This is a genomic window from Pseudomonas sp. OF001, assembly GCF_904426495.1.
Lineage (GTDB): Bacteria > Pseudomonadota > Gammaproteobacteria > Pseudomonadales > Pseudomonadaceae > Geopseudomonas.
This window is the reverse complement of the sequence record NZ_CAJGBM010000029.1, coordinates 1-22,057: the sequence shown is the minus strand read 5'-3', so window position 1 is coordinate 22,057 and position 22,057 is coordinate 1. Positions and strand designations below refer to the sequence as shown.

Annotated in this window: 23 protein-coding genes; 16 read left to right on the top strand and 7 right to left on the bottom strand. The window is 68.2% G+C overall.

Going from position 1 to position 22,057, the window contains the following annotated elements:
- The first annotated feature begins 19 nt into the window (after nucleotides 1-19).
- From RA210_RS15670 to trpC, 9 genes are all read left to right on the top strand, one after another.
- A complete protein-coding gene (locus RA210_RS15670; RefSeq protein WP_136489594.1) occupies nucleotides 20-1,270 on the top strand; it encodes an ABC transporter permease in 1,251 nt (416 codons plus the stop codon).
- 13 nt (nucleotides 1,271-1,283) lie between these two features.
- Entirely contained in the window at nucleotides 1,284-2,111 is an 828-nt protein-coding gene (locus tag RA210_RS15665) for an ABC transporter permease (RefSeq protein WP_201487234.1), read from the top strand.
- Between the two features lie 29 nt (nucleotides 2,112-2,140).
- Nucleotides 2,141-3,175 carry an ABC transporter substrate-binding protein gene (locus tag RA210_RS15660; RefSeq protein ID WP_201487233.1) on the top strand — a complete coding sequence of 345 codons (1,035 nt, stop codon included), beginning with the start codon at nucleotides 2,141-2,143 and terminating at the stop codon, nucleotides 3,173-3,175.
- A gap of 97 nt (nucleotides 3,176-3,272) precedes the next feature.
- Nucleotides 3,273-3,947 carry a ribulose-phosphate 3-epimerase gene (rpe, locus tag RA210_RS15655; RefSeq protein WP_201487232.1) on the top strand — a complete coding sequence of 225 codons (675 nt, stop codon included), beginning with the start codon at nucleotides 3,273-3,275 and terminating at the stop codon, nucleotides 3,945-3,947.
- A gap of 11 nt (nucleotides 3,948-3,958) precedes the next feature.
- Nucleotides 3,959-4,639 carry a phosphoglycolate phosphatase gene (locus RA210_RS15650; protein WP_201487231.1) on the top strand — a complete coding sequence of 227 codons (681 nt, stop codon included), beginning with the start codon at nucleotides 3,959-3,961 and terminating at the stop codon, nucleotides 4,637-4,639.
- 262 nt (nucleotides 4,640-4,901) lie between these two features.
- A complete protein-coding gene (gene trpE, locus RA210_RS15645) occupies nucleotides 4,902-6,380 on the top strand; it encodes an anthranilate synthase component I (RefSeq protein WP_201487230.1) in 1,479 nt (492 codons plus the stop codon).
- Nucleotides 6,381-6,392: 12 nt separating this feature from the next.
- The gene (locus tag RA210_RS15640; protein ID WP_136489563.1) at nucleotides 6,393-6,986 is read left to right on the top strand and encodes an aminodeoxychorismate/anthranilate synthase component II; all 594 of its coding nucleotides are present in this window, start codon (nucleotides 6,393-6,395) and stop codon (nucleotides 6,984-6,986) included.
- Complete coding sequence (gene trpD / locus RA210_RS15635; protein WP_201487229.1) at nucleotides 6,986-8,032, top strand: anthranilate phosphoribosyltransferase; 1,047 nt, start codon at nucleotides 6,986-6,988, stop codon at nucleotides 8,030-8,032. Before RA210_RS15640 ends, trpD begins: the two co-directional genes overlap by 1 nt.
- Nucleotides 8,029-8,832 carry an indole-3-glycerol phosphate synthase TrpC gene (trpC, locus tag RA210_RS15630; protein WP_201487228.1) on the top strand — a complete coding sequence of 268 codons (804 nt, stop codon included), beginning with the start codon at nucleotides 8,029-8,031 and terminating at the stop codon, nucleotides 8,830-8,832. The genes trpD and trpC overlap by 4 nt, the downstream gene beginning before the upstream one ends.
- A gap of 63 nt (nucleotides 8,833-8,895) precedes the next feature.
- Here the strand turns inward: trpC and crp are convergent, their stop codons facing one another.
- Nucleotides 8,896-9,540 (bottom strand): cAMP-activated global transcriptional regulator CRP, encoded by a 645-nt coding sequence (gene crp / locus RA210_RS15625; protein ID WP_136489560.1) that lies wholly within the window; start codon nucleotides 9,538-9,540, stop codon nucleotides 8,896-8,898.
- A 222-nt stretch (nucleotides 9,541-9,762) separates the two neighbouring features.
- On the opposite strand from crp, the gene RA210_RS15620 reads away from it, so the two are divergent.
- Nucleotides 9,763-10,188: an OsmC family protein gene (locus RA210_RS15620; RefSeq protein ID WP_201487227.1), complete on the top strand. Its 426-nt coding sequence runs from the start codon at nucleotides 9,763-9,765 to the stop codon at nucleotides 10,186-10,188.
- 234 nt (nucleotides 10,189-10,422) lie between these two features.
- Nucleotides 10,423-11,217, top strand: coding sequence for an adenosylmethionine decarboxylase (gene speD, locus RA210_RS15615; RefSeq protein WP_136489558.1), 795 nt, complete (start codon nucleotides 10,423-10,425; stop codon nucleotides 11,215-11,217).
- A 63-nt stretch (nucleotides 11,218-11,280) separates the two neighbouring features.
- Here speD and coq7 read toward each other — a convergent pair whose 3' ends face one another.
- Together coq7 and RA210_RS15605 are read right to left on the bottom strand one after the other, a co-directional pair.
- Entirely contained in the window at nucleotides 11,281-11,928 is a 648-nt protein-coding gene (coq7, locus tag RA210_RS15610) for a 2-polyprenyl-3-methyl-6-methoxy-1,4-benzoquinone monooxygenase (RefSeq protein WP_136489557.1), read from the bottom strand.
- Between the two features lie 83 nt (nucleotides 11,929-12,011).
- Complete coding sequence (locus tag RA210_RS15605; protein ID WP_136489556.1) at nucleotides 12,012-12,350, bottom strand: histidine triad nucleotide-binding protein; 339 nt, start codon at nucleotides 12,348-12,350, stop codon at nucleotides 12,012-12,014.
- A 77-nt stretch (nucleotides 12,351-12,427) separates the two neighbouring features.
- On the opposite strand from RA210_RS15605, the gene RA210_RS15600 reads away from it, so the two are divergent.
- Nucleotides 12,428-13,909 carry an AAA family ATPase gene (locus RA210_RS15600; RefSeq protein ID WP_136489555.1) on the top strand — a complete coding sequence of 494 codons (1,482 nt, stop codon included), beginning with the start codon at nucleotides 12,428-12,430 and terminating at the stop codon, nucleotides 13,907-13,909.
- Here RA210_RS15600 and RA210_RS15595 read toward each other — a convergent pair.
- On the bottom strand, nucleotides 13,906-14,694 hold the full coding sequence (locus RA210_RS15595; RefSeq protein WP_201487226.1) for an SDR family NAD(P)-dependent oxidoreductase: 789 nt from the start codon (nucleotides 14,692-14,694) through the stop codon (nucleotides 13,906-13,908). The two genes, RA210_RS15600 and RA210_RS15595, sit on opposite strands and share 4 nt — an antisense overlap.
- Nucleotides 14,695-14,768: 74 nt before the next feature.
- Nucleotides 14,769-15,197: a protoporphyrinogen oxidase HemJ gene (gene hemJ / locus RA210_RS15590; RefSeq protein WP_136491582.1), complete on the bottom strand. Its 429-nt coding sequence runs from the start codon at nucleotides 15,195-15,197 to the stop codon at nucleotides 14,769-14,771.
- 138 nt (nucleotides 15,198-15,335) lie between these two features.
- On the opposite strand from hemJ, the gene argC reads away from it, so the two are divergent.
- The 3 genes from argC (at nucleotide 15,336) to erpA (ending at nucleotide 17,581) form a co-directional block, all read left to right on the top strand.
- Entirely contained in the window at nucleotides 15,336-16,370 is a 1,035-nt protein-coding gene (gene argC / locus RA210_RS15585; RefSeq protein WP_201487225.1) for an N-acetyl-gamma-glutamyl-phosphate reductase, read from the top strand.
- Nucleotides 16,371-16,405: 35 nt separating this feature from the next.
- Complete coding sequence (locus tag RA210_RS15580) at nucleotides 16,406-17,083, top strand: DUF6776 family protein (RefSeq protein ID WP_201487224.1); 678 nt, start codon at nucleotides 16,406-16,408, stop codon at nucleotides 17,081-17,083.
- A 147-nt stretch (nucleotides 17,084-17,230) separates the two neighbouring features.
- Nucleotides 17,231-17,581 (top strand): iron-sulfur cluster insertion protein ErpA, encoded by a 351-nt coding sequence (gene erpA / locus RA210_RS15575; RefSeq protein WP_136491579.1) that lies wholly within the window; start codon nucleotides 17,231-17,233, stop codon nucleotides 17,579-17,581.
- Between the two features lie 54 nt (nucleotides 17,582-17,635).
- Here the strand turns inward: erpA and RA210_RS15570 are convergent, their stop codons facing one another.
- Nucleotides 17,636-18,724, bottom strand: a complete 1,089-nt coding sequence (locus tag RA210_RS15570) for an anhydro-N-acetylmuramic acid kinase (RefSeq protein WP_201487223.1) — start codon at nucleotides 18,722-18,724, stop codon at nucleotides 17,636-17,638.
- Nucleotides 18,725-18,727: 3 nt separating this feature from the next.
- Complete coding sequence (locus RA210_RS15565) at nucleotides 18,728-20,101, bottom strand: peptidoglycan DD-metalloendopeptidase family protein (protein ID WP_201487222.1); 1,374 nt, start codon at nucleotides 20,099-20,101, stop codon at nucleotides 18,728-18,730.
- Between the two features lie 177 nt (nucleotides 20,102-20,278).
- Here RA210_RS15565 and tyrS point away from each other — a divergent pair, with 177 nt between their 5' ends.
- Complete coding sequence (gene tyrS / locus RA210_RS15560; RefSeq protein WP_201487221.1) at nucleotides 20,279-21,478, top strand: tyrosine--tRNA ligase; 1,200 nt, start codon at nucleotides 20,279-20,281, stop codon at nucleotides 21,476-21,478.
- Nucleotides 21,479-22,057 lie beyond the last annotated feature (579 nt).

The window sequence follows — 22,057 nt, the reverse complement described above, 5'->3', positions numbered from 1 at the left end:
TCCGGAGTTGAACATGGCCATGGCTAGCGCAGTGTCCGTCCCCAATGAGGTCGCCGGCCTCCCCCTCAAGCAGCGCCTGGCGCGCGCCGAGCGGCTCAACCGCCTGAAGTCGCAGGTGCTGATCCTGCCGCTGCTGGCGTTTCTCCTGCTGACCTTCCTGGTGCCGATCGGCGCGCTGCTCTGGCGCAGCGTCGACAACCCCGAGGTGGTCGGCGCCCTGCCGCGCACGGTGGCGGCCATCGAATCCTGGGACGGCCACGGCCTGCCGCCGGAGCCGGTCTACCGCGCCCTCGGCGAGGAGCTGCCGGTCGCCCGCAAGCAGCAGCTGCTCGGCGACCTGTCCAAGCGCCTGAACATGGAGCTGTCGGGCTATCGCAGCCTGCTGTCGAAGACCGCCCGCCAGCTGCCGCTGGCCGCCGAGCCGGTCTCCTGGCGCGAGGCGCTGGAGCGCATCGACGAGCGCTGGGGCGATCCGGCCTACTGGCAGGCGATCCAGCGCAACGCCAGCGGTACCACCGCCTACTACCTGCTGGCCGCCCTCGACCACCGCATCGACGAGCTGGGCGAGCTGGCCCCGGCCACCCCCGACCAGGCGATCTACCTGGAGATCTTCGCCCGCACCTTCTGGATGGGTCTGGTGATCACCGTCATCTGCCTGGTGCTGGCCTATCCGCTGGCCTACCTGCTGGCCAACCTGCCGGCGCGGCAGAGCAACCTGCTGATGATCCTGGTGCTGCTGCCGTTCTGGACCTCGATCCTGGTGCGCGTCGCCGCGTGGATCGTGCTGCTGCAGTCGGGCGGCCTGATCAACGGCACGCTGCAGGCGCTCGGCATCATCGACGAGCCGCTGCAGCTGGTGTTCAACCGCACCGGCGTGTACATCTCGATGGTGCACATCATGCTGCCGTTCATGATCCTGCCGATCTACAGCGTGATGAAGGGCATCTCGCCGACCTACATGCGCGCCGCGGTGTCGCTCGGCTGCCATCCGTTCGCCAGCTTCTGGCGCGTGTACTTCCCGCAGACCCTGGCCGGGGTCGGCGCCGGCGGCCTGCTGGTGTTCATCCTGTCGATCGGCTACTACATCACCCCGGCGCTGCTGGGCAGCCCGAACGACCAGATGATCAGCTACTTCGTCGCCTTCTATACCAACACCACCATCAACTGGGGCATGGCCACGGCCCTGGGCGGCCTGCTGCTGGCCGCCACCCTGCTGTTCTACGCAATCTACAACTGGCTGGTCGGCGCCGGCCGCCTGCGCCTGGGTTGAGAGGAGAATCGTCATGCTGAGCCCGTACATGTCGCCCGTCGAGCGGATCTGGTACTACAGCCTGCGCACCCTCTGCGGCCTGATCCTGCTGTTCCTGATCCTGCCGGTGCTGGTCATAGTGCCGCTGTCGTTCAACTCCGGCACCTTCCTGGTCTACCCGCTGCAGGGCTTCTCGCTGCGCTGGTACGAGGAGTTCTTCACCACCGCCGAGTGGCTGCGCGCGCTGAAGAACAGCCTGATCATCGCCCCGGCCGCCACCGTGCTGGCCATGACCTTCGGCACCCTGGCGTCGATCGGCCTGACCCGCGGCGAGTTCCGCGGCAAGGCCCTGCTGATGGGCATCCTGATCTCGCCGATGGTGGTGCCGGTGGTGATCGTCGCGGTGGCCAGCTACCTGTTCTTCGCCCCGCTGGGCCTGGGCAACAGCTACATCTCGCTGATCCTGGTGCACGCGGTGCTCGGCGTGCCCTTCGTGATCATCACCGTGACCGCCACCCTGCAGGGCTTCAACCAGAACCTGGTACGCGCCGCCGCCAGCCTCGGCGCGCCGCCGCTGACCGCGTTCTTCCGCGTCACCCTGCCGCTGATCGCGCCGGGGGTGATCTCGGGGGCGCTGTTCGCCTTCGCCACCTCGTTCGACGAGGTGGTGGTGACCCTGTTCCTCGCCGGCCCCGAGCAGGCGACCATCCCGCGGCAGATGTTCAGCGGCATCCGCGAGAACCTCAGCCCGACCATCGCCGCCGCCGCCACCCTGCTGATCGGCTTCTCGGTGGTGATGCTGCTGACCCTCGAGTGGCTGCGCGGACGCAGCGAGAACCTGCGCACCCAGCTGCCGGAGTGAGGCGCGGCATGGACATAAGGAATGTGACGATGCGAGAGCTGTGCAAGGGCGGCCTGCTGGCCGCCCTGTTCGGAGCGGCGGCCCCGGCGCTGGCCGACTACGTGACGGTGGTTTCCTTCGGCGGCGCCAGCCAGGAGGCGCAGCGTGGGGCCTTCTACGAGCCGTTCAAGCAGGCCACCGGCGATGCGGTGGTGTACCGCGCCTACAACGGCGACCTCGCCAAGCTCAGGCAGCAGCTGGAGCAGAGCCACGTCTCCTGGGACGTGGTCGAGGTGGAGGCTCCCGAGCTGATGCGCGGCTGCGCGGAGGGCCTGTTCGAGCGCCTCGAGCCCGGCCTGGCGGGCAGTCCGGACGACTTCGTGCCCGGCGCGCTGCAGCCCTGCGGGGTCGGCATCTTCGTCTGGTCGATGGCCCTGGCCTACGACCCGCAGCGCCTGGCGCAGGCGCCGCAGGGCTGGGCCGACTTCTGGGACGTCCGCCGCCTGCCCGGCAAGCGCGGCCTGCGCGAGGGCGCGCGCTACAACCTGGAGTTCGCCCTGATGGCCGACGGCGTCGCGGCCCGCGACGTCTACCGGGTGCTGGGCAGCGCCGAGGGCGTCGAGCGGGCCTTCCGCAAGCTCGACGAACTCAAGCCGCACATCCGCTGGTGGAAGACCGGCGAGGAGCCGATCCGCGCCCTGCGCGACGGCAGCGTGGCGATGAGCGCCGCCTACAACGGCCGGGTCAGCGCCGCGCGCGCCGAGCAGCCGCTGGCGCTGGTGTGGGGCGGCAGCATCTACGACTTCGACTACTGGGCGCTGCCCAGGGGCGTGTGGAAGGGCGAGCTGGCGCGGCGCTTCGTCGCCTTCGCCAGCCAGCCGCAGCAGCAGAAGGCGCTGGCCGAGCGCATCGCCTACGGCCCGACCAACCGCCAGGCGCTGGCGCTGCTCAGCCCGCAGGTGGCGGGCGAGCTGCCCACCGCCGCGCAGAACATCGCCGGCGCGGTGGGCATGGACGCCGAGTTCTGGAGCCGGCACGGCCCGGCCCTGGAGCAGCGCTTCGCCGCCTGGCGCAAGGGCTCGTGAGGCGCGCGCCGGGCGGCGTGGTCGTCCGGCAAGCCTTGCCCGGGGCGGGATGAAGCGGGAAACTTCGCCTTTTCCGGCTTCCTGCCCCGAGGTACCCATGCAGCCCTTCGCCATCGCCCCGTCGATCCTGTCCGCCGATTTCGCCCGCCTGGGCGAGGAGGTCGACAACGTCCTCGCCGCCGGCGCCGACATCGTCCACTTCGACGTGATGGACAACCACTACGTGCCCAACCTGACCATCGGCCCGATGGTGTGCGGCGCCCTGCGCAAGTACGGCATCACCGCGCCGATCGACGTGCACCTGATGGTCAAGCCGGTCGACCGCATCATCGGCGACTTCCTCGAGGCCGGCGCCAGCTACATCACCTTCCATCCCGAGGCCAGCGAGCACATCGACCGCTCCCTGCAGCTGATCAAGGACGGCGGCGCCCAGGCCGGCCTGGTGTTCAATCCGGCCACTCCGCTGGACTGCCTGAAGTACGTGATGGACAAGGTCGACATGATCCTGCTGATGAGCGTCAACCCCGGCTTCGGCGGGCAGAAGTTCATCCCCGGCACCCTCGACAAGCTGCGCGAGGCGCGCGCGCTGATCGACGCCAGCGGCCGCGAGATCCGCCTGGAGATCGACGGCGGGGTCAACGTGAACAACATCGGCGAGATCGCCGCCGCCGGCGCCGACACCTTCGTCGCCGGCTCGGCGATCTTCAACCAGCCCGACTACAAGGCGGTGATCGACGCCATGCGCGCCGAACTGGCCAGGGTCCGCGGATGACGGCGGCGCCCATGGGCCTGCTGCACGGGCTGTTCGCCGGGCGCCTGCCGCGCCTGGCGATGTTCGACCTCGACGGCACCCTGGTCGACTCGGTGCCGGACCTGGCCGCCGCGGTCGACCGCACGCTCGCCGCCCTCGGCCGCGAGCCGGCCGGCCGCGAGCGGGTGAGGCTGTGGGTCGGCAACGGCGCGCGGGTGCTGGTGCGCCGCGCGCTGGCCGGCGGCCTCGAGCATGATGGCGTCGACGAGGCGCTGGCCGAACGGGCGCTGGCGCTGTTCCTGGAGGCCTACGCCGACAACCACGCGCTGACCCGTGTCTACCCCGGGGTGGTCGAGACCCTCGACCGGCTGCGCGAGGCGGGCGTGGCGCTGGCGCTGGTCACCAACAAGCCGTCGCGCTTCCTGCCCGAACTGCTGGCCGACAAGGGCCTCGACGGCTACTTCCGCTGGCTGGTCGGCGGCGACACCCTGCCGCAGCAGAAGCCCGACCCGGCCGCGTTGCTGTGGGTGATGGAGCAGGCCGGCGTGCCGGCGACGGAGGCGCTGTTCGTCGGCGACTCGCGCAACGACGTGCGTGCCGCCCATGCCGCCGGGGTGACCTGCGTGGCGCTGAGCTACGGCTACAACCACGGCGAGCCGATCTCTCTGGAGAACCCGGCGCGGGTGATCGACGACCTGCGCGAGCTGTTCTGAGGTCTGCGCATGGCCCGCGGGGTGGCGATCCACCCTGCGGACTGTCCCGTGTTGCTTGCGTCACCGGGGACGCTGCGCTAGTGTGCGGCTCTACCCGTAGCAAACCCGCCGATAGAGATCAGATTCGTGGTGGTCACCTGCAAACTGTGGATGAAAGTCATCAAGGCTCTGGCCCGCTGGCGCTGGCGCGCCTGACATCGTCCCTGGCCGGCTCGCCGGCGCGCTTTGCATCCCGACCGTTTTCCAGGCCCCGAGGCTGATCATGACCCGTGAAGAATTCCTGCGTTTGGCCGCTGCCGGCTACAACCGCATCCCGCTCGCCCGCGAAACCCTCGCCGACTTCGACACCCCGCTGTCCATCTACCTGAAACTGGCCGACGCGCCCAACTCCTACCTGCTCGAATCGGTGCAGGGTGGCGAGAAGTGGGGCCGCTACTCGATCATCGGCCTGCCGAGCCGCACCGTGTTGCGCGTGCACGGCCACCAGGCGCGGGTGACGGTGGATGGCGTGGAAACCGAGTCCCACGACTGCGCCGACCCGCTGGCCTTCGTCGAAGCGTTCAAGGCGCGCTACAACGTGCCGACCCTGCCCGGCCTGCCGCGTTTCAACGGCGGCCTGGTCGGCTACTTCGGCTACGACAGCGTGCGCTACGTCGAGCAGCGCCTCGGCGCCTGCCCCAACCCCGATCCCATCGGCACCCCGGACATCCTGCTGATGGTCTCCGATGCGGTGGTGGTGTTCGACAACCTGGCGGGCAAGCTGCACGCCATCGTGCTCGCCGATCCGAGCGAGGCCGGCGCCTTTGAGGCCGGCCTGGCCCGTCTCGAGGCGCTGATGGCGCGCCTGCGCCAGCCGATCACCCCGCGCCTGGGCGTCGACCTGGCCGCGCCGCTCGGCCCGGAGCCGGCGTTCCGCTCCAGCTTCAGCCACGACGACTTCGAGAGCGCGGTGCGCGCCATCAAGGAGTACATCCTCGCCGGCGACTGCATGCAGGTGGTGATCTCCCAGCGCATGTCGATTCCGTTCCAGGCCGCGCCGATCGACCTGTACCGCGCGCTGCGCACCATCAACCCGACGCCGTACATGTACTTCTTCAACTTCGGCGACTTCCACGTGGTCGGCAGCTCGCCGGAGGTGCTGGTGCGCGTCGAGGACGGTCTGGTCACCGTGCGCCCGATCGCCGGCACCCGTCCGCGCGGTGCGAGCGAGGAAGCCGACCTGGCGCTGGAGAAGGACCTGCTGTCGGACAGCAAGGAGCTGGCCGAGCACCTGATGCTGATCGACCTGGGCCGCAACGACGTCGGCCGCGTCTCCGCCACCGGCTCGGTGAGGGTCACCGAGCAGATGGTCATCGAGCGCTACTCCAACGTCATGCACATCGTCTCCAACGTCACCGGCCAGCTGAAGCCCGAGCTCAGCGCGATGGACGCGCTGCGCGCCATCCTGCCGGCCGGCACCCTGTCCGGGGCGCCGAAGATCCGTGCCATGGAGATCATCGACGAGCTGGAGCCGGTCAAGCGCGGCGTCTATGGCGGCGCGGTGGGCTACCTGGCGTGGAACGGCAACATGGACACCGCCATCGCCATCCGCACCGCGGTGATCAAGGACGGCGAGCTGCACGTGCAGGCCGGCGCCGGCATCGTCGCCGACTCGGTGCCCACCCTGGAGTGGGAAGAAACCCTCAACAAGCGCCGCGCCATGTTCCGCGCGGTGGCCCTGGCCGAACAAAGTGCAGAGTGAAGGGGACCTGACATGCTGCTGATGATCGACAACTACGACTCCTTCACCTTCAACCTGGTGCAGTACTTCGGCGAGCTGGGCGCCGAGGTCAAGGTGGTGCGCAACGACGAGCTGAGCGTCGAGCAGATCCGCGCGCTGAATCCCGAGCGCATCGTGGTCTCCCCCGGCCCCTGCACCCCCAACGAGGCCGGCGTGTCGCTGGCGGTGATCCGCGAGTTCGCCGGCCGGCTGCCGCTGCTCGGTGTCTGCCTGGGCCACCAGAGCATCGGCCAGGCGTTCGGCGGCGAGGTGGTGCGCGCCCGCGTGGCCATGCACGGCAAGACCAGCCCGGTGTTCCACAAGGACCAGGGCGTGTTCGAAGGCCTGGCCAATCCGCTCACCGTGACCCGCTACCACTCGCTGGTGGTGCGCCGCGAGAGCCTGCCGGACTGCCTGGAGATCACCGCCTGGACCCAGTTCGAGGACGGCAGCGTCGACGAGATCATGGGCCTGCGCCACCGGACGCTGAACGTCGAGGGTGTGCAGTTCCACCCCGAATCGATCCTCACCCAGCAGGGCCACGAGCTGCTGGCCAATTTCCTCAAGCAGAGCGGAGGCGTGCGCTGATGGACATCAAGGAAGCCCTCAACCGGGTGGTCAACCAGCTGGATCTGTCCACCGCCGAGATGCAGGACGTGATGCGCCTGATCATGACCGGCCAGTGCACCGACGCGCAGATCGGCGCCTTCCTGATGGGCCTGCGCATGAAGAGCGAGACCATCGACGAGATCGTCGGCGCCGTGCAGGTGATGCGCGAGCTGGCCGCGCCGGTGACCATCGACGCCGAGCGGCTGGTCGACACCTGCGGCACCGGTGGCGACGGCATGAACATCTTCAACGTCTCCAGCGCGGCCGCCTTCGTGGTCGCCGCCGCCGGCGGCAAGGTGGCCAAGCACGGCAACCGCGCGGTGTCCGGCAAGAGCGGCAGCGCCGACCTGCTGGAGGCGGCGGGCATCTACCTGGACCTGAGCCCCGAGCAGGTGGCGCGCTGCATCGAGACCGTGGGGGTGGGCTTCATGTTCGCCCCGGCCCACCACGGCGCCATGCGCCACGCCGCCGCGGCGCGCCGCGAGCTGGGCCTGCGCACCATCTTCAACATGCTCGGCCCGCTGGCCAACCCGGCCGGCGTGCGCCACCAGGTGCTCGGCGTGTTCACCAAGGCCCTGTGCCGGCCGCTGGCCGAGGTGCTGCAGCGCCTGGGCAGCCAGCACGTGCTGGTGGTGCATGCCCAGGACGGCCTCGACGAGGTCAGCCTGGCCGCGCCGACCCATGTCGCCGAGCTCAAGGACGGGGTGGTCAGCGAGTACCTGATCCAGCCGGAGGATTTCGGCATCAGGAGCCAGAGCCTGATCGGTCTCAACGTCGAGGGCGCGGCGCAGTCGCTGGAGCTGATCCGCGACGCGCTCGGCCGGCGCCGCACCGAGGCGGGCCAGAAGGCCGCCGACATGATCATCCTCAACGCCGGCGCGGCGCTGTACGCCGCCGATCACGCCACCAGCCTCAAGGAAGGCGTGCAGCTGGCCCACGACGCCCTGCACACCGGCCTGGCCCGCGAGAAGATGGACGAGCTGGCGTCGTTCACCAACGTATTCAAAGTGGAGAACCAGGCATGAGCGTACCGACCGTGCTGGAAAGGATCGTCGCCCGCAAGGTCGAGGAAGTCGCCGAGGCCCGTGCCCAGGTCAGCCTGGCCGAGCAGGAGGCGCGCGCACGCGAGGCCTCCGCGCCGCGCGGCTTCGCCCGCGCCCTGCAGCAGCAGGCGGCGCAGCGCCGGCCTGCGGTGATCGCCGAGGTGAAGAAGGCCTCGCCGAGCAAGGGGGTGATCCGCGCCGACTTCGACCCGGCGCAGATCGCCGCCAGCTACCAGGCCGGCGGCGCCACCTGCCTGTCGGTGCTCACCGACGTGGACTTCTTCCAGGGCGCCAACGCCTACCTGCAGCAGGCGCGCGCCGCCTGCGCGCTGCCGGTGATCCGCAAGGATTTCCTGATCGATCCCTACCAGGTGATCGAGGCGCGCGCCATCGGCGCCGACTGCGTGCTGCTGATCGCCGCCTGCCTGGACGACGGCCAGCTGGTCGAGCTGGCCCAGGTGGCCAGGGAGCAGAACCTGGACGTGCTGGTCGAGGTGCACGACGGCGCGGAGCTGGAGCGCGCCCTCACGCACCTGGATACCCCGCTGCTGGGCATCAACAACCGCAACCTGCACAGCTTCGAGGTCAGCCTGCAGACCACCCTGGAGCTGCTGCCGCGCATTCCGGCCGACCGCCTGGTGGTCACCGAGAGCGGCATCCTCGCCCGCGCCGACGTCGAGCTGATGGAGCGCCACGACGTCTGGAGCTTCCTGGTCGGCGAGGCGTTCATGCGCGCGCCCGAGCCGGGCGAGGAGCTGCGCCGGCTGTTCTTCCCGGGCTGATCCGTCGCGCGCAATGCAAAAGGCCGTCCCTGGGGACGGCCTTTTCGTTCGGGGCGGATGGCTTCAGCGGGTGCCGAACACCACCATGGTCTTGCCCTTGACGCTGACCAGGCCCTGCTCCTCGAGGGACTTGAGCACGCGGCCGACCATCTCGCGCGAGCAGCCGACGATGCGGCCGATTTCCTGGCGGGTGATCTTGATCTGCATGCCGTCGGGGTGGGTCATGGCGTCGGGCTGCTTGCACAGCTCGAGCAGGGTGCGCGCCACCCGGCCGGTGACGTCGAGGAAGGCCAGGTCGCCGACCTTGCGGGTGGTCTTGCGCAGGCGGTCGGCCAGCTGGCTGCCGAGGGTGTAGAGGATCTCCGGGTCCTGCTGGGTCAGCTCGCGGAACTTGGCGTAGCTGATCTCGGCCACCTCGCACTCGGTCTTGGCGCGTACCCAGGCGCTACGCTCCTGCTCGTGGCCTTCGCGGTCGAACAGGCCCATCTCGCCGAAGAAGTCGCCGGGGTTGAGGTAGGCGATGATCATCTCGCGACCGTCGTCGTCCTCGATGAGGATGGTCACCGAGCCCTTGATGATGAAGAACAGGGTTTCGCAGCGGTCGCCCGCATAGATGATGGTGCTCTTGGCGGTGTAGCGGCGGCGGTGACAGTGCGCCAGCAGCTTGTCGAGGTTCTTGAGCTTTGGTGTAAGGCTGATTGCAACCATGCCCGGTCCCTAAAGGTGGAAGAATGAGCCCGAAGGTGCCGGGCCGTATCTGGATCCGTTATTCCGATCAGCGAGTGTGCCAGCATTACGCCTGCAGCTTAACAGCCGGCGCCCCGACAATAACCGAAAATTGCGTTGCCTATCACACAGACTCGACGAAAGAGCCGCGCCTTGGGGCTATGGTAGACTGTCGCCCTTTTATCCGAGCACGGAGTCAGGCTGATGAAAGCACGCATCCAGTGGGCCGGCGAGGCCATGTTCCTTGGCGAGTCGGGCAGCGGCCATGTGGTGGTGATGGACGGCCCGCCCGAGCACGGCGGGCGCAACCTGGGCGTGCGACCGATGGAGATGCTGCTGCTCGGCCTCGGCGGCTGCAGCAGCTTCGACGTGGTCAGCATCCTCAAGAAGTCGCGCCAGGCGGTGGAGAGCTGCGAGGCCTTCCTCGAGGCCGAGCGTGCCGAAAGCGAGCCGAAGGTGTTCACCAGGATCCACCTGCGCTTCGTGGTCAAGGGCCGCGGCCTCAAGGAGGCCCAGGTCAAGCGCGCGGTCGAGCTGTCGGCGGAGAAGTACTGCTCGGCGTCGATCATGCTGGAGCGCGGCGGGGTGGAGATCAGCCACAGCTACGAGATCGTCGAGCTGGGCGCCTGAGCCGTCCGGCCACAATCTGCCGGCAGGCTCTAGGCGAGCGAGCCTGCCATCTGCATAATGTCGCGCTTATTTTTTTAGAGGCGCCGCGTGATCCCGAGGGATGGCGCGGCGCCTTCTTTATAGCCACCGCCTTGGCGAAGAGGTGCAAGCCGTCCTACGCAGCTGCCGCGCGCCGCTGACGGGCATGCCATAACCGCGGCAACGCCGCATACACCTGGGGAGTTACCGACGGTGATGAAAAGCAAACTCAAGCTCCATGGGTTCAACAACCTGACCAAGACCTTGAGCTTCAACATCTACGACATCTGCTACGCCGAGACGCCGGAAGACCAGCAGGCCTACGTCCAGTACATCGACGAGGTCTACGATGCCGAGCGCCTGACGCAGATCCTCACCGATGTGGTCGAGATCATCGGCGCCAACATCCTCAACATCGCCCGCCAGGACTACGATCCGCAGGGCGCCAGCGTGACCATCCTGATCTCCGAGCAGCCGGTGGAGCCCACCGACAGCCAGATCGAGGAGTCGCCGGGTCCGCTCAAGGAAACCATCCTGGCGCACCTGGACAAGAGCCACATCACGGTGCACACCTATCCGGAGATCCATCCGGTGGAAGGCATCGCCACCTTCCGTGTCGACATCGACGTGTCGACCTGCGGGGTGATCTCGCCGCTGAAGGCGCTCAACTACCTGATCCACTCGTTCGACTCGGACATCGTCACCGTCGACTACCGCGTGCGCGGCTTCACCCGCGACGTGGAGGGCAGGAAGCACTTCATCGACCACGAGATCAACTCGATCCAGAAGTACCTCTCCGACGACACCAAGGAGGCGTACCAGATGACCGACGTCAACGTGTACCAGGAGAACCTGTTCCACACCAAGATGCTGCTCAAGGACTTCGATCTGGACAACTACCTGTTCGGCGACGCTACCAACAACCTCTCCGCCGAGCAGCGCGCCCAGGTTGAAGAGCGCGTGCGTCACGAGATGCTGGAGATCTTCTACGGCCGCAACATGCCGCACTGAGATCGCCGCGCAGCAGCAGAAAGGGCACCCTCGGGTGCCCTTTCGCGTTTTTGGCTTACGGCTTCAGAGGCGGTAGGTAGCCTTGGTCATCACCCTGGACAGCAGGGTCATGCCGGCCTTGACCGGCGCCGGGAAGCGCAGGCCGCCGGCATCCAGCGCGGTGGTGGCGTGCTGCAGCTCGTCCACGCGCATCTGCTCGAGGATCGCCTGCGAGCGCGCATCGCCCGGCGGCAGCTGGGCCAGGTGCTCGTCGAGGTGCTTGACCACCTGGTCCTCGGTGGCGGCGACGAAGCCCAGGCTGACCCGGTCGCTGACCAGCCCGGCGGCGGCGCCGATGCCGAACGACAGGCCGTAGAACAGCGGGTTGAGCAGGCTGGGCCGGCCGCCCAGTTCGCGGATGCGCTGCTCGCACCAGGCCAGGTGGTCGATCTCCTCGTCGGCGGCCTGCTCCATGGCCTGGCGCACCTGCGGCAGTTTCGCGGTCAGCGCCTGGCCCTGGTAGAGCGCCTGGGCGCACACCTCGCCGGTGTGGTTGATGCGCATCAGGCCACAGACGTGCTTGGCCTCGGCCTCGTTGAGCTCGACCTCGTCCTTGTTCCGGGCGGGCGAGGGGCGGCCCGGCTGGCCGCTGAACGGCAGCAGGGTGCGCAGGGCGGCGTCGGCCTGCTGCAGCAGGCGATCGGCCGGGGAGTAGTGGCGTTGGCTGGTCATGGCGACCTCCGGCAATGGCGACGGCGGCAAGTCTGGCGCAAGCCGGTACGGGCGGGCTTGCGCGGGATCAGGGGGGCGTGCGATCAGCCCGGCGGCCAGTGCATCTGACGCTGGCCGAGCACGTGCATGTGGATGTGGTAGACGGTCTGGCCGCCCTGCTCGTTGCAGTTCATCACCACGCGGAAGCCTTCCTCGCAGCCCTGCTCGCGGGCCAGACGCTGGGCGGTGTGGACGATGTGGCCGAGCAGCGCCTTGTCCTCTTCGCCGATATCGTGAAGGGTGGCTATGTGCTTTTTCGGAATCACGAGAAAATGCACCGGCGCCTGCGGAGCGATGTCGTGGAAGGCGACCACCTGGTCGTCCTCGTAGAGCTTGCGCGCCGGAATGTCGCCGTTGACGATCTTGCAGAACAGGCAGTCCACAGGCGTCTCTCCATTGGTTGCGGATGGGCCGAGTTTACCGGCTGCGCCCGCCGCCGCCCACCCCACAAGGAGTCCGTGTGAAGAACGATATCCATGACCTGGGCCTGGTGCTCGACTCGCGCGTGCGCCTGATCGTCGTCGAGTCCTGGGACGAGCCGCGCGTGCTGGAAACCCTCAGCGGCCTGGCGGTCCGCCGTGGCCTCGGGCTGTACCTGTGGTCGGTCACCGAGGGCGTGCAGCGTCTGGGCTTCGGCGGCGAGCCGCTCGGCGAGGGCGACAGCCGCGAGCCGGAGGTGGCGCTGCGCCTGGTCAAGGCCGATCCGCACGCCAACCTCTACGTGTTCTGCGACCTGCATCCGTTCCTCGGCGACAACCCGCGCCTGGTGCGCCTGCTCAAGGAGGTGGCGATGGCCGCCGGGCAGCCGGGGCCGACCCTGGTGCTGGTCTCCCATGCGCTCAAGCTGCCGGCCGAGCTGCAGCGGCTGGCGGCGCGCTTCAGCCTGGCGCTGCCCGGCGAGGACGAGCTGCTGGCCATCGTCCGCGAGGAAGCGCAGCGCTGGAGCGAGCGCAACCAGGGCGCGCGGGTACGTACCGACAACCGCACCCTGCAGCAGCTGGTGAAGAACCTGCGCGGCCTGGCCCATGCCGAGGCGCGCCTCTTGGCGCGCAACGTGATCTGCAACGACGGCGCCATCACCCAGGACGATCTGCCCGAGCTCAATCGTGCGCGTTTCCAGCTGCTGGACATGGACGGCGTGCTCGGCTTCGAGTACGAGACCGCGCGTTTCGCCGACGTCGGCGGCCTGGACAACCTCAAGCGCTGGCTGGGCGAGCGCCGCGATGCCTTCTTCGCCGCCGCAGCGGCCGACCGGCCGCGCGGCGTGCTGCTGGTCGGTGTGCAGGGCGGCGGCAAGAGCCTGGCGGCCAAGGCGGTGGCCGGGCTGTGGGGCCTGCCGCTGCTGCGCCTGGACTTCGCCTGCCTGTACAACAAGTACTTCGGCGAAACCGAACGCAACCTGCGCGAGGCGCTGAAGATGGCCGAGCAGATGGCGCCCTGCGTGCTGTGGATGGACGAGATCGAGAAGGGGCTGGCCAGCGGCGAGCACGACGGCGGGGTCAGCCAGCGGGTGCTCGGCACCCTGCTGACCTGGATGGCCGAGCGCAGGGCGCCGGTGTTCCTGGTCGCCACCGCCAACGCCATCCACCGGCTGCCGCCGGAGCTGGTGCGCAAGGGGCGCTTCGACGAGCTGTTCTTCGTCGACCTGCCCGCCGAGGCGGCGCGCGCCGAGATCTTCCGCATCCACCTGGCGCGCCGCGAGCTGGCGCCGGAGCAGTTCGACCTGGCGCTGCTGGCCGCGGCCAGCACGGGCTTTTCCGGGGCGGAGATCGAGCAGGCGGTGGTCAGCGCCCTGTATGCGGCGCAGGCCCGGCAGTGTGCGGTGGATCAGGCGCTGCTGCTCGCCACCCTGCAGCAGACCGCGCCGCTGTCGGTGGTGATGGCCGAGGAGCTGGCGGCGCTGCGCGCCTGGGCCGCCGAGCGCACGGTGCGTGCCGACTAGTGCGGCAGCAGGCGCCGGTTGAGGCGGGCCGCCAGGCGTCGCGCCAGCGCCCGCGGGGCGAGCTGGGCGGCGATCGCCAGCAGGCGGTTGCGCCAGCCGGGCACGATCACCGTCTGGCCGCGGTCCAGTCCCTGCAGGGCCAGCAGGGCCAGTTGCTCGGCGTTCATCAGCCAGGGGCTGTTCTTCAGCGGGCGCATGTCCAGGCGCGCGTTGCGCCAGAACGGTGTGCGCACCGGACCGGGGCACAGCGCTGCGACCTGCACGCCGAGCCCGCGCAGCTCCTCGCCGAGGGCCTCGGAGAAGTGCAGGACGAAGGCCTTGCTGGCGTAGTAGCTGCTCAGCCAGGGACCCGGCTGGAACGCGGCCAGCGAGGCGACGTTGAGGATCTGCCCGCCGCCGCGGCGGGCCATGGCGTTGCCGAGGGCGTGGCACAGGCGCGACAGGGCGAACACGTTGAGTTCCAGCAGCTTGCGCTCGCGCTGCCAGTCCTGCTCGAGGAAGCTGCCGGCGCAGGCGGCGCCGGCGTTGTTGACCAGCAGCTCGATCTGGTAGTCGCACTGCTCCAGCTCGTAGAGCAGGCCGGACAGCTGCAGCGGCTCGGTCAGGTCGCAGACGCGGAACATCACCTCGACGCCGAAGCGCTGGCTCAGCTCGCAGGCGATGCTTTCCAGCGCCGGGCGCTCGCGGGCGACCAGGATCAGGGCGTGCCCGCGGCGCGCCAGGGCTTCGGCCAGGGCCAGGCCGATGCCGCTGGACGCGCCGGTGATCAGGGCATAACGGGGCATTCGGGGTCTCCATGGCCGGGCGCCGGCGGCGCGGGGCGCGCAGTGTACCCCCGAGCGGGCGCCGCTGGCAGGCCTCAGAACGGCTTGACCACCACCAGGATGACGATGGCCAGCAGGAACAGCACCGGCACCTCGTTGAACCAGCGGTAGAACACGTGGCCGTGGCGGTTCTCGCCGCGGGCGAAGCGCTTGAGCAGGGCACCGCACCAGTGATGGTAGCCGATCAGCAGGGCCACCAGGGTCAGCTTGGCGTGCAGCCAGCCGCCGCCGGCGAACAGGCCGGGGTTGAGCACCAGCATCCAGATGCCGAACACCAGGGTGGCGATGATCGACGGGGTCATGATGCCGCGGTACAGCTTGCGCTCCATCACGCAGAAGCGCTCGCGGCTGGGCGCGTCCTCGCTCATCGCGTGGTAGACGAACAGGCGCGGCAGGTAGAACAGGCCGGCGAACCAGCAGACGACGGCGATGATGTGCAGGGCCTTGAGCCACAGGTAGAGCATGCGGGAGTCCTTTTGCGTGAGATCGGCGCCGATGGTAGTCGCAGCGCGGGCGCCCCGTCATCCCGCGGTTGGCCGGGCCGGGCCGCGGCCTTATCATGGCGCACTATATTTTCCACAGATGGCCTGCGGGGACACGAGATGATCAAGGTCGGCATTGTTGGGGGTACCGGGTACACCGGTGTGGAGTTGCTGCGTCTGCTGGCCCAGCATCCGCAGGCGCAGGTGGAGGTGATCACCTCGCGCTCGGAGGAGGGCGTGCGCGTCGCCGACATGTACCCCAACCTGCGCGGTCACTACGACGAGCTGCGCTTCAGCGTGCCGGACGTGGCGCGCCTGGGCGCCTGCGACGTGGTGTTCTTCGCCACCCCGCACGGCGTCGCCCATGCCCTGGCCGGCGAGCTGCTGGCCACCGGCACCCGGGTGATCGACCTGTCCGCCGACTTCCGCCTGCAGGATGCCGAGGAATGGGCCCGGTGGTACGGCCAGCCCCACGGCGCGCCGGCGCTGCTCCCGGAAGCCGTCTACGGCCTGCCCGAGGTCAACCGCGAGGCGATCAAGGGCGCGCGCCTGATCGCCGTGCCGGGCTGCTACCCGACCGCCACCCAGCTCGGCCTGATCCCGCTGCTGGAAGCCGGTCTGGCCGACGCTGCCAGCCTGATCGCCGACTGCAAGTCCGGGGTCAGCGGTGCCGGCCGCGGCGCCAGCGTCGGCTCGCTGCTCTGCGAGGCCGGCGAGAGCATGAAGGCCTACGCAGTCAAGGGCCACCGCCACCTGCCGGAGATCCGCCAGGGCCTGCGCCGCGCTGCCGGCGGCGAGGTCGGCCTGACCTTCGTGCCGCACCTGACGCCGATGATCCGCGGCATCCATGCCACCCTCTACGCGCGCGTGGCCGACCGCAGCGTCGACCTGCAGGCGCTGTTCGAGCAGCGCTACGCCGGCGAGCCGTTCGTCGACGTGATGCCGGCCGGCAGCCATCCGGAAACCCGCAGCGTGCGCGGCGCCAACGTCTGCCGCATCGCCGTGCACCGGCCGCAGGACGGCGACCTGGTGGTGGTGCTGTCGGTGATCGACAACTTGGTCAAGGGCGCCTCCGGCCAGGCGGTGCAGAACATGAACATCCTGTTCGGCCTCGACGAGCGGATGGGTCTGTCGCACGCGGCGCTGCTGCCCTGATGGACTCCTGGCGCGGGGGCGCTCCGGGGGCCGCCATGCGGCGCCTGGCGCCCCTCGCGCTGCTGCTGGCGCTGCCGGCGGCGTTCTATGCGGGACACTGGCAGAGCCAGCGCCAGCTCGCCGTGCGTCTCGAACAGGCCCGCGTGCAGGCCGAGCAGCTGCAGTTGCGCACGGTCGAGCTGGAGCAGTTGCGCCGCCAGCTGGCGGTGATGGAGAGCGGGGAACAGCTGGCTCGCCAGGCCGGCGAGCAGAACCGGCAGACCATCAAGCTGCTGGAGGAGCAGGTGTTCCAGCTGCAGCAGGAGCTGGCCACCTACAAGGAGGTGCTGGCCCCGGACAGCCGCCGCGAGGGCTTGCGCATCCGCGCCTTCCAGCTGCAGAGTACCGACGATCCGCGCCGCTTCCGCTTCCAGATCCTGCTCAGCCGGGTCGGTCCGGACGAGCGACCGCTGGAGGGCACCCTGCTGGTCGAGCTGCGCGGTCGCCAGGGCGGTCGCAGCCGCAACCTGCCCTTGACGACGCTGGCCGAGACGGTGCCCGCCGAGGGGCTGCCGTTCGCCTTCCGCCATTTCCAGGCGATTCCCGAGGGCGGGCAGTTTGCCGAACTGGTATTGCCCGAAGGCTTCGAGCCGCTCGAAGTGCGGCTGCGGGCCCGGGTCAAGGGGCAGCGCCTGCCGCTGGAGCGCAGTTTCCGCTGGGCCGAGCTGCAGTAGGCGTCTTGATCGACAAACCGATGCGCAGCTTGGGCTGCGCCCACCGCTTGCGGCCAAGGCCGCGGCAGAATAGTTGACCGTTCCGCTCGGTGAGCGATAATGCGCGCCACTGTGCTGCAAGACGGCCACGCGCCTGGAGTTCCGGACATGAGCATTGAAACCTTCACCCCCACCCCGCTGCAGTTCACTCAGGGGGCGGCCAACAAGGTGAAGAGTCTGATCGAGGAGGAGGGCAATCCCCGCCTCAAGCTGCGGGTATTCGTCACCGGCGGTGGCTGCTCGGGCTTCCAGTACGGCTTCACCTTCGACGAGGAGCAGGCCGAGGACGATACTGTAGTCGAGCGCGACGGCGTCAGCCTGGTGGTCGACCCGATGAGCTTCCAGTATCTGGCGGGCGCCGAGGTGGACTACCAGGAAGGCCTGGAAGGCTCGCGCTTCGTGATCAAGAACCCCAACGCCAGCACCACCTGCGGTTGCGGTCAGTCGTTCTCGATCTGAGGACGCCGCAGCGTAAGACGCCGCGCTTTCGCGCGGCGTTTTCGTTTGTGCGCCTCAGGCCGGATAGATGGCGCCGAGGATGCGCCGGTCGCGCGCGCCGGTGACCTCCGGGCAGTTGCCCGGGATGCCTTCCAGGCAGCAGTGCGCCAGCCAGGCGAAGGCCATTGCCTCGATCCAGTCGGCCGGCAGCCCCCGGCTGTCGGTATCGGCCACGGTGCAGGTCGGCAACAGCTCGGCGAGGCGCTGCATCAGGCGCCGGTTGTGGGCGCCGCCGCCGCAGACCAGCAGTTCCTCCGCGTCCGGCAGGCTGTCCTTGAGGGCGGCGGCGATGCTGCGTGCGGTCAGCTCGAGCAGGGTGGCCTGCACGTCGGCTGCTGCCACTGGCGGCTGCGTCTGCAGCTGGTCCAGCAGCCAGTCGAGGTTGAAGCGCTCGCGGCCGGTGCTCTTCGGGCCGCGCAGGCTGAAGTAGTCGTCGGCCAGCAACTGCTGCAGCAGCGCCGGGTCCGCCGTCCCGCTGGCCGCCCAGGCGCCGTCGCGGTCGAAGGGCTCGCCGTGCTGGCGCTGGATCCAGGCGTCCAGCAGCACGTTGCCCGGGCCGCAGTCGAAGCCGCGCACCGGCTGCTGCGGGGCGAGCAGGGTCAGGTTGCTGAAGCCGCCGACATTGAGGATGGCGCGTGGCCGCTCGCTGCCGAACAGGGCGGCATGGAAGGCCGGTACCAGCGGCGCTCCCTGGCCGCCTGCGGCGACGTCACGGCGGCGGAAGTCGGCGACCACGCTGATGCCGGTGAGCTCGGCGAGCAGGGCCGGGTTGCCGATCTGCACGGTGAAGCCGCGCTGCGGCTCGTGGCGCACGGTCTGGCCGTGGCTGCCGATGGCTCGGATCTGCCGAGGGTCAAGGCCTTCCTGCAGCAGCAGGAAGCTGATCGCCTGGGCGGCGAGCTCGGCCCACTGCTGCTCGGCCAGGGCGCCACGGACGATCTCGTCGGGCCCGCTGCGGCACAACTCAAGCAGCTGCCGGCCGAGGTCGGCCGGCATGGGCGTGTAGTGGGCGGCAAGCAGGCGGGTGGTCTGCTCCTGCTCGATCAGGGCGACGTCCAGCCCGTCCAGGCTGGTGCCGGACATCACGCCGATATAGAACGCCATGGCCTACTGCCTGTTCAGCGCCAGCAGCGTGTTGCGCTCCTGGTCCATGCGGGCCAGCAGGGGCTGGGTCTGCTGGAGGAAGCGCTTGCGCTCGGCGCCGGCCAGCGGATCGGCCATCGGCAGCTTCTGACTCAGCGGGTCGACGTGCGTGCCGTTGACCTGGAACTCGTAGTGCAGGTGCGGTCCGGTGGACAGCCCGGTGGTGCCGACATAGCCGATGACCTGACCCTGGCTGACCTGGCTGCCGTTGCGCATGCCCTTGGCGAAGCCGTTCATGTGCGCGTAGAGCGTACGGTAGCGCTGGCCGTGCTGGATGATCACGGTGTTGCCATAGCCGCCCTTGCGGCCGGCGAGAATGACCTTGCCGTCGCCGGTGGCCTTGATCGGCGTACCGGTGGGGGCGGCGTAGTCGACCCCCTTGTGGGCACGGATCTTGTTCAGCACCGGGTGGCGGCGACCGTTGGAAAAGCGCGAGCTGATCCGGGCGAAGTCGACCGGGGTGCGGATGAAGGCCTTGCGCATGCTGCTGCCATCCGCGCGGTAATAGGTACGCTTGCCCTGGCGGTCGGTGTAGCGCACGGCGGTGTACAGCTTGCCGCGGTTGGTGAAGCGGGCGGCAAGGATGTCGCCGCTGCCGACTTTCTTGCCATCGACCTGCTTCTCCTCGTAGATCACCTCGAATTCGTCGCCCTCGCGCAGGTCGAGGGCGAAGTCGATGTCATAGTCGAAGATCTTCGCCAGGTCCATGGCCAGGCGGTGCGGGAGGCCAGCGCGCTGGGTGGCGGCGAACAGCGAGCTGTCGATCACGCCATGGGCGTAGGCCTGGCGGATGCTCGGCTTGATCAGCTCGCGCTTGACGCTGAAGCCCTTGGCTGTGCGGGTGACATGCACGCTTTCCAGTTGGCTCAGGCGCGAAGTCAGGGATTCGAGGCCGCCCTGCTCGTCGCGGGTGACGTGGAAGACCTGGCCCGGCTTGATCTGGGTCAGTTGGCGGGCTTCGCGGCTGCTGCCCAGCAGGTCGTGCAGGGTGTCGCCCGGCAGGCCGGCCTTGGCGAAGATACTGGACAGGGTGTCGCCATTGGCGACGGTGACCTTGACCTCGCGCGCCTGCTCCGGTTCGGGGGCGCTGGCCACCGCTTGGCTGGGGACGATCTCTTCGGCATCGGCGGAAGTGACCGGTTCGGCGGTGGGAGCGTCCTTTTCTTCGACCAGCATGCTGGCGCTGTTCTCGAAATCGAGGGGCAGCAGGGTCTTCTTGGCTTCTACCTGGCTGCTGGGAAACACCAGCAGGGTCAGGCTCAGCAGCGCCGCAATCCCGCTCGCCGCCAGCAGGTGGCTCTTCGGGTACGGGGGTGTGTTCCTGGACGAATCCGTCATGGTGGGTAGGGGTCTTTGGGGTGTAATAACCGCCTAAAATATAACCAAACGATCTTCGAGGCAATGTGACGCGTCGGGTTTGAGAGCTCTGCCCGGCTGCGGCTGGGCGGACTTTGTAAATTCCGTTCGATCTTGTATCGTGGCTGCCCCTTTTTTCATGTCGGTATGGGCAGCTTCATGAAGTCGGTCGAAGAGCAGCTGGCGCTGATCAAGCGCGGTGCAGAGGAGATTCTGGTCGAGGCGGAACTGGTGGCCAAGCTGCAGCGCGGCCAGCCGCTGCGAATCAAGGCCGGCTTCGATCCGACCGCGCCGGATCTGCACCTGGGGCACACCGTTCTCATCAACAAGCTGCGCCAGTTTCAGGAGCTGGGGCATCAGGTGGTCTTCCTGATCGGTGACTTCACCGGGATGATCGGCGACCCCAGTGGCAAGAATGCCACCCGCCCGCCGCTGACTCGCGAGCAGGTGCTGGAGAATGCCGAGACCTACAAGGCTCAGGTGTTCAAGATCCTCGATCCGGCGAAGACCGAGGTGGCCTTCAACTCCACCTGGATGGATCAGCTGTCGCCGGCCGACTTCATCCGCCTGGCCTCGCAGTACACCGTGGCGCGCATGCTCGAGCGCGACGACTTCCACAAGCGCTACACCGGCAACCAGTCGATCGCCATCCATGAGTTCCTCTATCCGCTGGTGCAGGGTTACGACTCCGTGGCGCTGCGCGCTGACGTCGAGCTGGGTGGCACTGACCAGAAGTTCAACCTGCTGATGGGGCGCGAGCTGCAGCGGGCCTACGGCCAGGAGTCGCAGGTCATCCTGACCATGCCGCTGCTCGAGGGCGTGGATGGGGTGAAGAAGATGTCCAAGTCGCTGGGCAACTACATCGGCATCCAGGAAGCCCCCGGCGTCATGTACGGCAAGCTGGTGTCCATTCCCGACACCCTGATGTGGCGCTACTTCGAGCTGCTGAGCTTCCGGCCGATGGGCGAGATCGACGAATTCCGTCGCGATGTCGAGCGCGGCGCCAATCCGCGCGACATCAAGATCAAGCTGGCCGAGGAGATCGTGGCGCGCTTCCATGGCGAGGACGCTGCGGCCAGTGCGCATCGCTCCGCGGGTAACCGCCTCAAGGATGGTGAGCTGCCCGAGGATCTGCCGGAAGTCGAACTGGTTTCGGCCGAGCCGATGCCGGTGGCGACGTTGCTGAACAGGGCGGGGCTGGCCAAGAACGCAGCCACAGCGCGCGACATGCTCAATGCAGGCAGCGTGAAGGTGGGCGGTGTCGTGGTGGATCGCGACTTCCTCTTTGTGCCGGGCAATAGCTACGTGTGTCAGGCAGGCAAGAAGGCCTATGCGCGGGTCACGCTGCGTTCCGAGTGAATCCGGGCAAAAAAGGCGTTGACGTCATCGCCGATGTCTCTATAATGCGCCCCACTTCCAGCGGCAAGCTGATCGAAAAGCCTTGTAAATCAAGTGCTTGGATCGGGGTGGTGGTGGAAGTGCAGGGTTGCTTTCCTGCGGCGTCGTCAGTCTCCGGGTTGAAGGCGCGTTGTTCGGAGGTGTTGACAGCGGCTCTGGTTGCTGTATGATTCATCTCCCTCGCTTCGGTGGTCGAGTTCTTCGCTGAAGCGCAAGTGGTTGATTTGAAAAGAAAATTTTCGAAAAACGCTTGACAGGTTGAAAGGCTGCTGTAGAATGCGCGGCCTCGGTTGAGACGAAGCGGAAGCGCTGAGTGAATCGATCGAAACGCTCTTTAACAAGTTGAATCAAGCAATTCGTGTGGGTGCTTGTGAGGTAAGACTGACAGTCGCAAGATTATCAGCATCACAAGTAACACTCGTGAATTCGAGAGTTTTTTGCGATTGCTGAGCCAAGTTTAGGGTTTTCTCAAAACCCGAATTGATTTGAACTGAAGAGTTTGATCATGGCTCAGATTGAACGCTGGCGGCAGGCCTAACA

Excerpts from the sequence above, each read along its gene's own strand:
- RA210_RS15670 (WP_136489594.1), top strand. The coding sequence starts at position 20 with ATGGCTAGCGCAGTGTCCGTCCCCAATGAGGTCGCCGGCCTCCCCCTC.
- RA210_RS15665 (WP_201487234.1), top strand. The coding sequence starts at position 1,284 with ATGCTGAGCCCGTACATGTCGCCCGTCGAGCGGATCTGGTACTACAGC.
- RA210_RS15660 (WP_201487233.1), top strand. The coding sequence starts at position 2,141 with ATGCGAGAGCTGTGCAAGGGCGGCCTGCTGGCCGCCCTGTTCGGAGCG.
- rpe (WP_201487232.1), top strand. The coding sequence starts at position 3,273 with ATGCAGCCCTTCGCCATCGCCCCGTCGATCCTGTCCGCCGATTTCGCC.
- RA210_RS15650 (WP_201487231.1), top strand. The coding sequence starts at position 3,959 with ATGGGCCTGCTGCACGGGCTGTTCGCCGGGCGCCTGCCGCGCCTGGCG.
- trpE (WP_201487230.1), top strand. The coding sequence starts at position 4,902 with ATGACCCGTGAAGAATTCCTGCGTTTGGCCGCTGCCGGCTACAACCGC.
- RA210_RS15640 (WP_136489563.1), top strand. The coding sequence starts at position 6,393 with ATGCTGCTGATGATCGACAACTACGACTCCTTCACCTTCAACCTGGTG.
- trpD (WP_201487229.1), top strand. The coding sequence starts at position 6,986 with ATGGACATCAAGGAAGCCCTCAACCGGGTGGTCAACCAGCTGGATCTG.
- trpC (WP_201487228.1), top strand. The coding sequence starts at position 8,029 with ATGAGCGTACCGACCGTGCTGGAAAGGATCGTCGCCCGCAAGGTCGAG.
- crp (WP_136489560.1), bottom strand. The coding sequence starts at position 9,540 with ATGGTTGCAATCAGCCTTACACCAAAGCTCAAGAACCTCGACAAGCTG.
- RA210_RS15620 (WP_201487227.1), top strand. The coding sequence starts at position 9,763 with ATGAAAGCACGCATCCAGTGGGCCGGCGAGGCCATGTTCCTTGGCGAG.
- speD (WP_136489558.1), top strand. The coding sequence starts at position 10,423 with ATGAAAAGCAAACTCAAGCTCCATGGGTTCAACAACCTGACCAAGACC.
- coq7 (WP_136489557.1), bottom strand. The coding sequence starts at position 11,928 with ATGACCAGCCAACGCCACTACTCCCCGGCCGATCGCCTGCTGCAGCAG.
- RA210_RS15595 (WP_201487226.1), bottom strand. The coding sequence starts at position 14,694 with ATGCCCCGTTATGCCCTGATCACCGGCGCGTCCAGCGGCATCGGCCTG.
- hemJ (WP_136491582.1), bottom strand. The coding sequence starts at position 15,197 with ATGCTCTACCTGTGGCTCAAGGCCCTGCACATCATCGCCGTCGTCTGC.
- argC (WP_201487225.1), top strand. The coding sequence starts at position 15,336 with ATGATCAAGGTCGGCATTGTTGGGGGTACCGGGTACACCGGTGTGGAG.
- RA210_RS15580 (WP_201487224.1), top strand. The coding sequence starts at position 16,406 with ATGCGGCGCCTGGCGCCCCTCGCGCTGCTGCTGGCGCTGCCGGCGGCG.
- erpA (WP_136491579.1), top strand. The coding sequence starts at position 17,231 with ATGAGCATTGAAACCTTCACCCCCACCCCGCTGCAGTTCACTCAGGGG.
- RA210_RS15570 (WP_201487223.1), bottom strand. The coding sequence starts at position 18,724 with ATGGCGTTCTATATCGGCGTGATGTCCGGCACCAGCCTGGACGGGCTG.
- RA210_RS15565 (WP_201487222.1), bottom strand. The coding sequence starts at position 20,101 with ATGACGGATTCGTCCAGGAACACACCCCCGTACCCGAAGAGCCACCTG.
- tyrS (WP_201487221.1), top strand. The coding sequence starts at position 20,279 with ATGAAGTCGGTCGAAGAGCAGCTGGCGCTGATCAAGCGCGGTGCAGAG.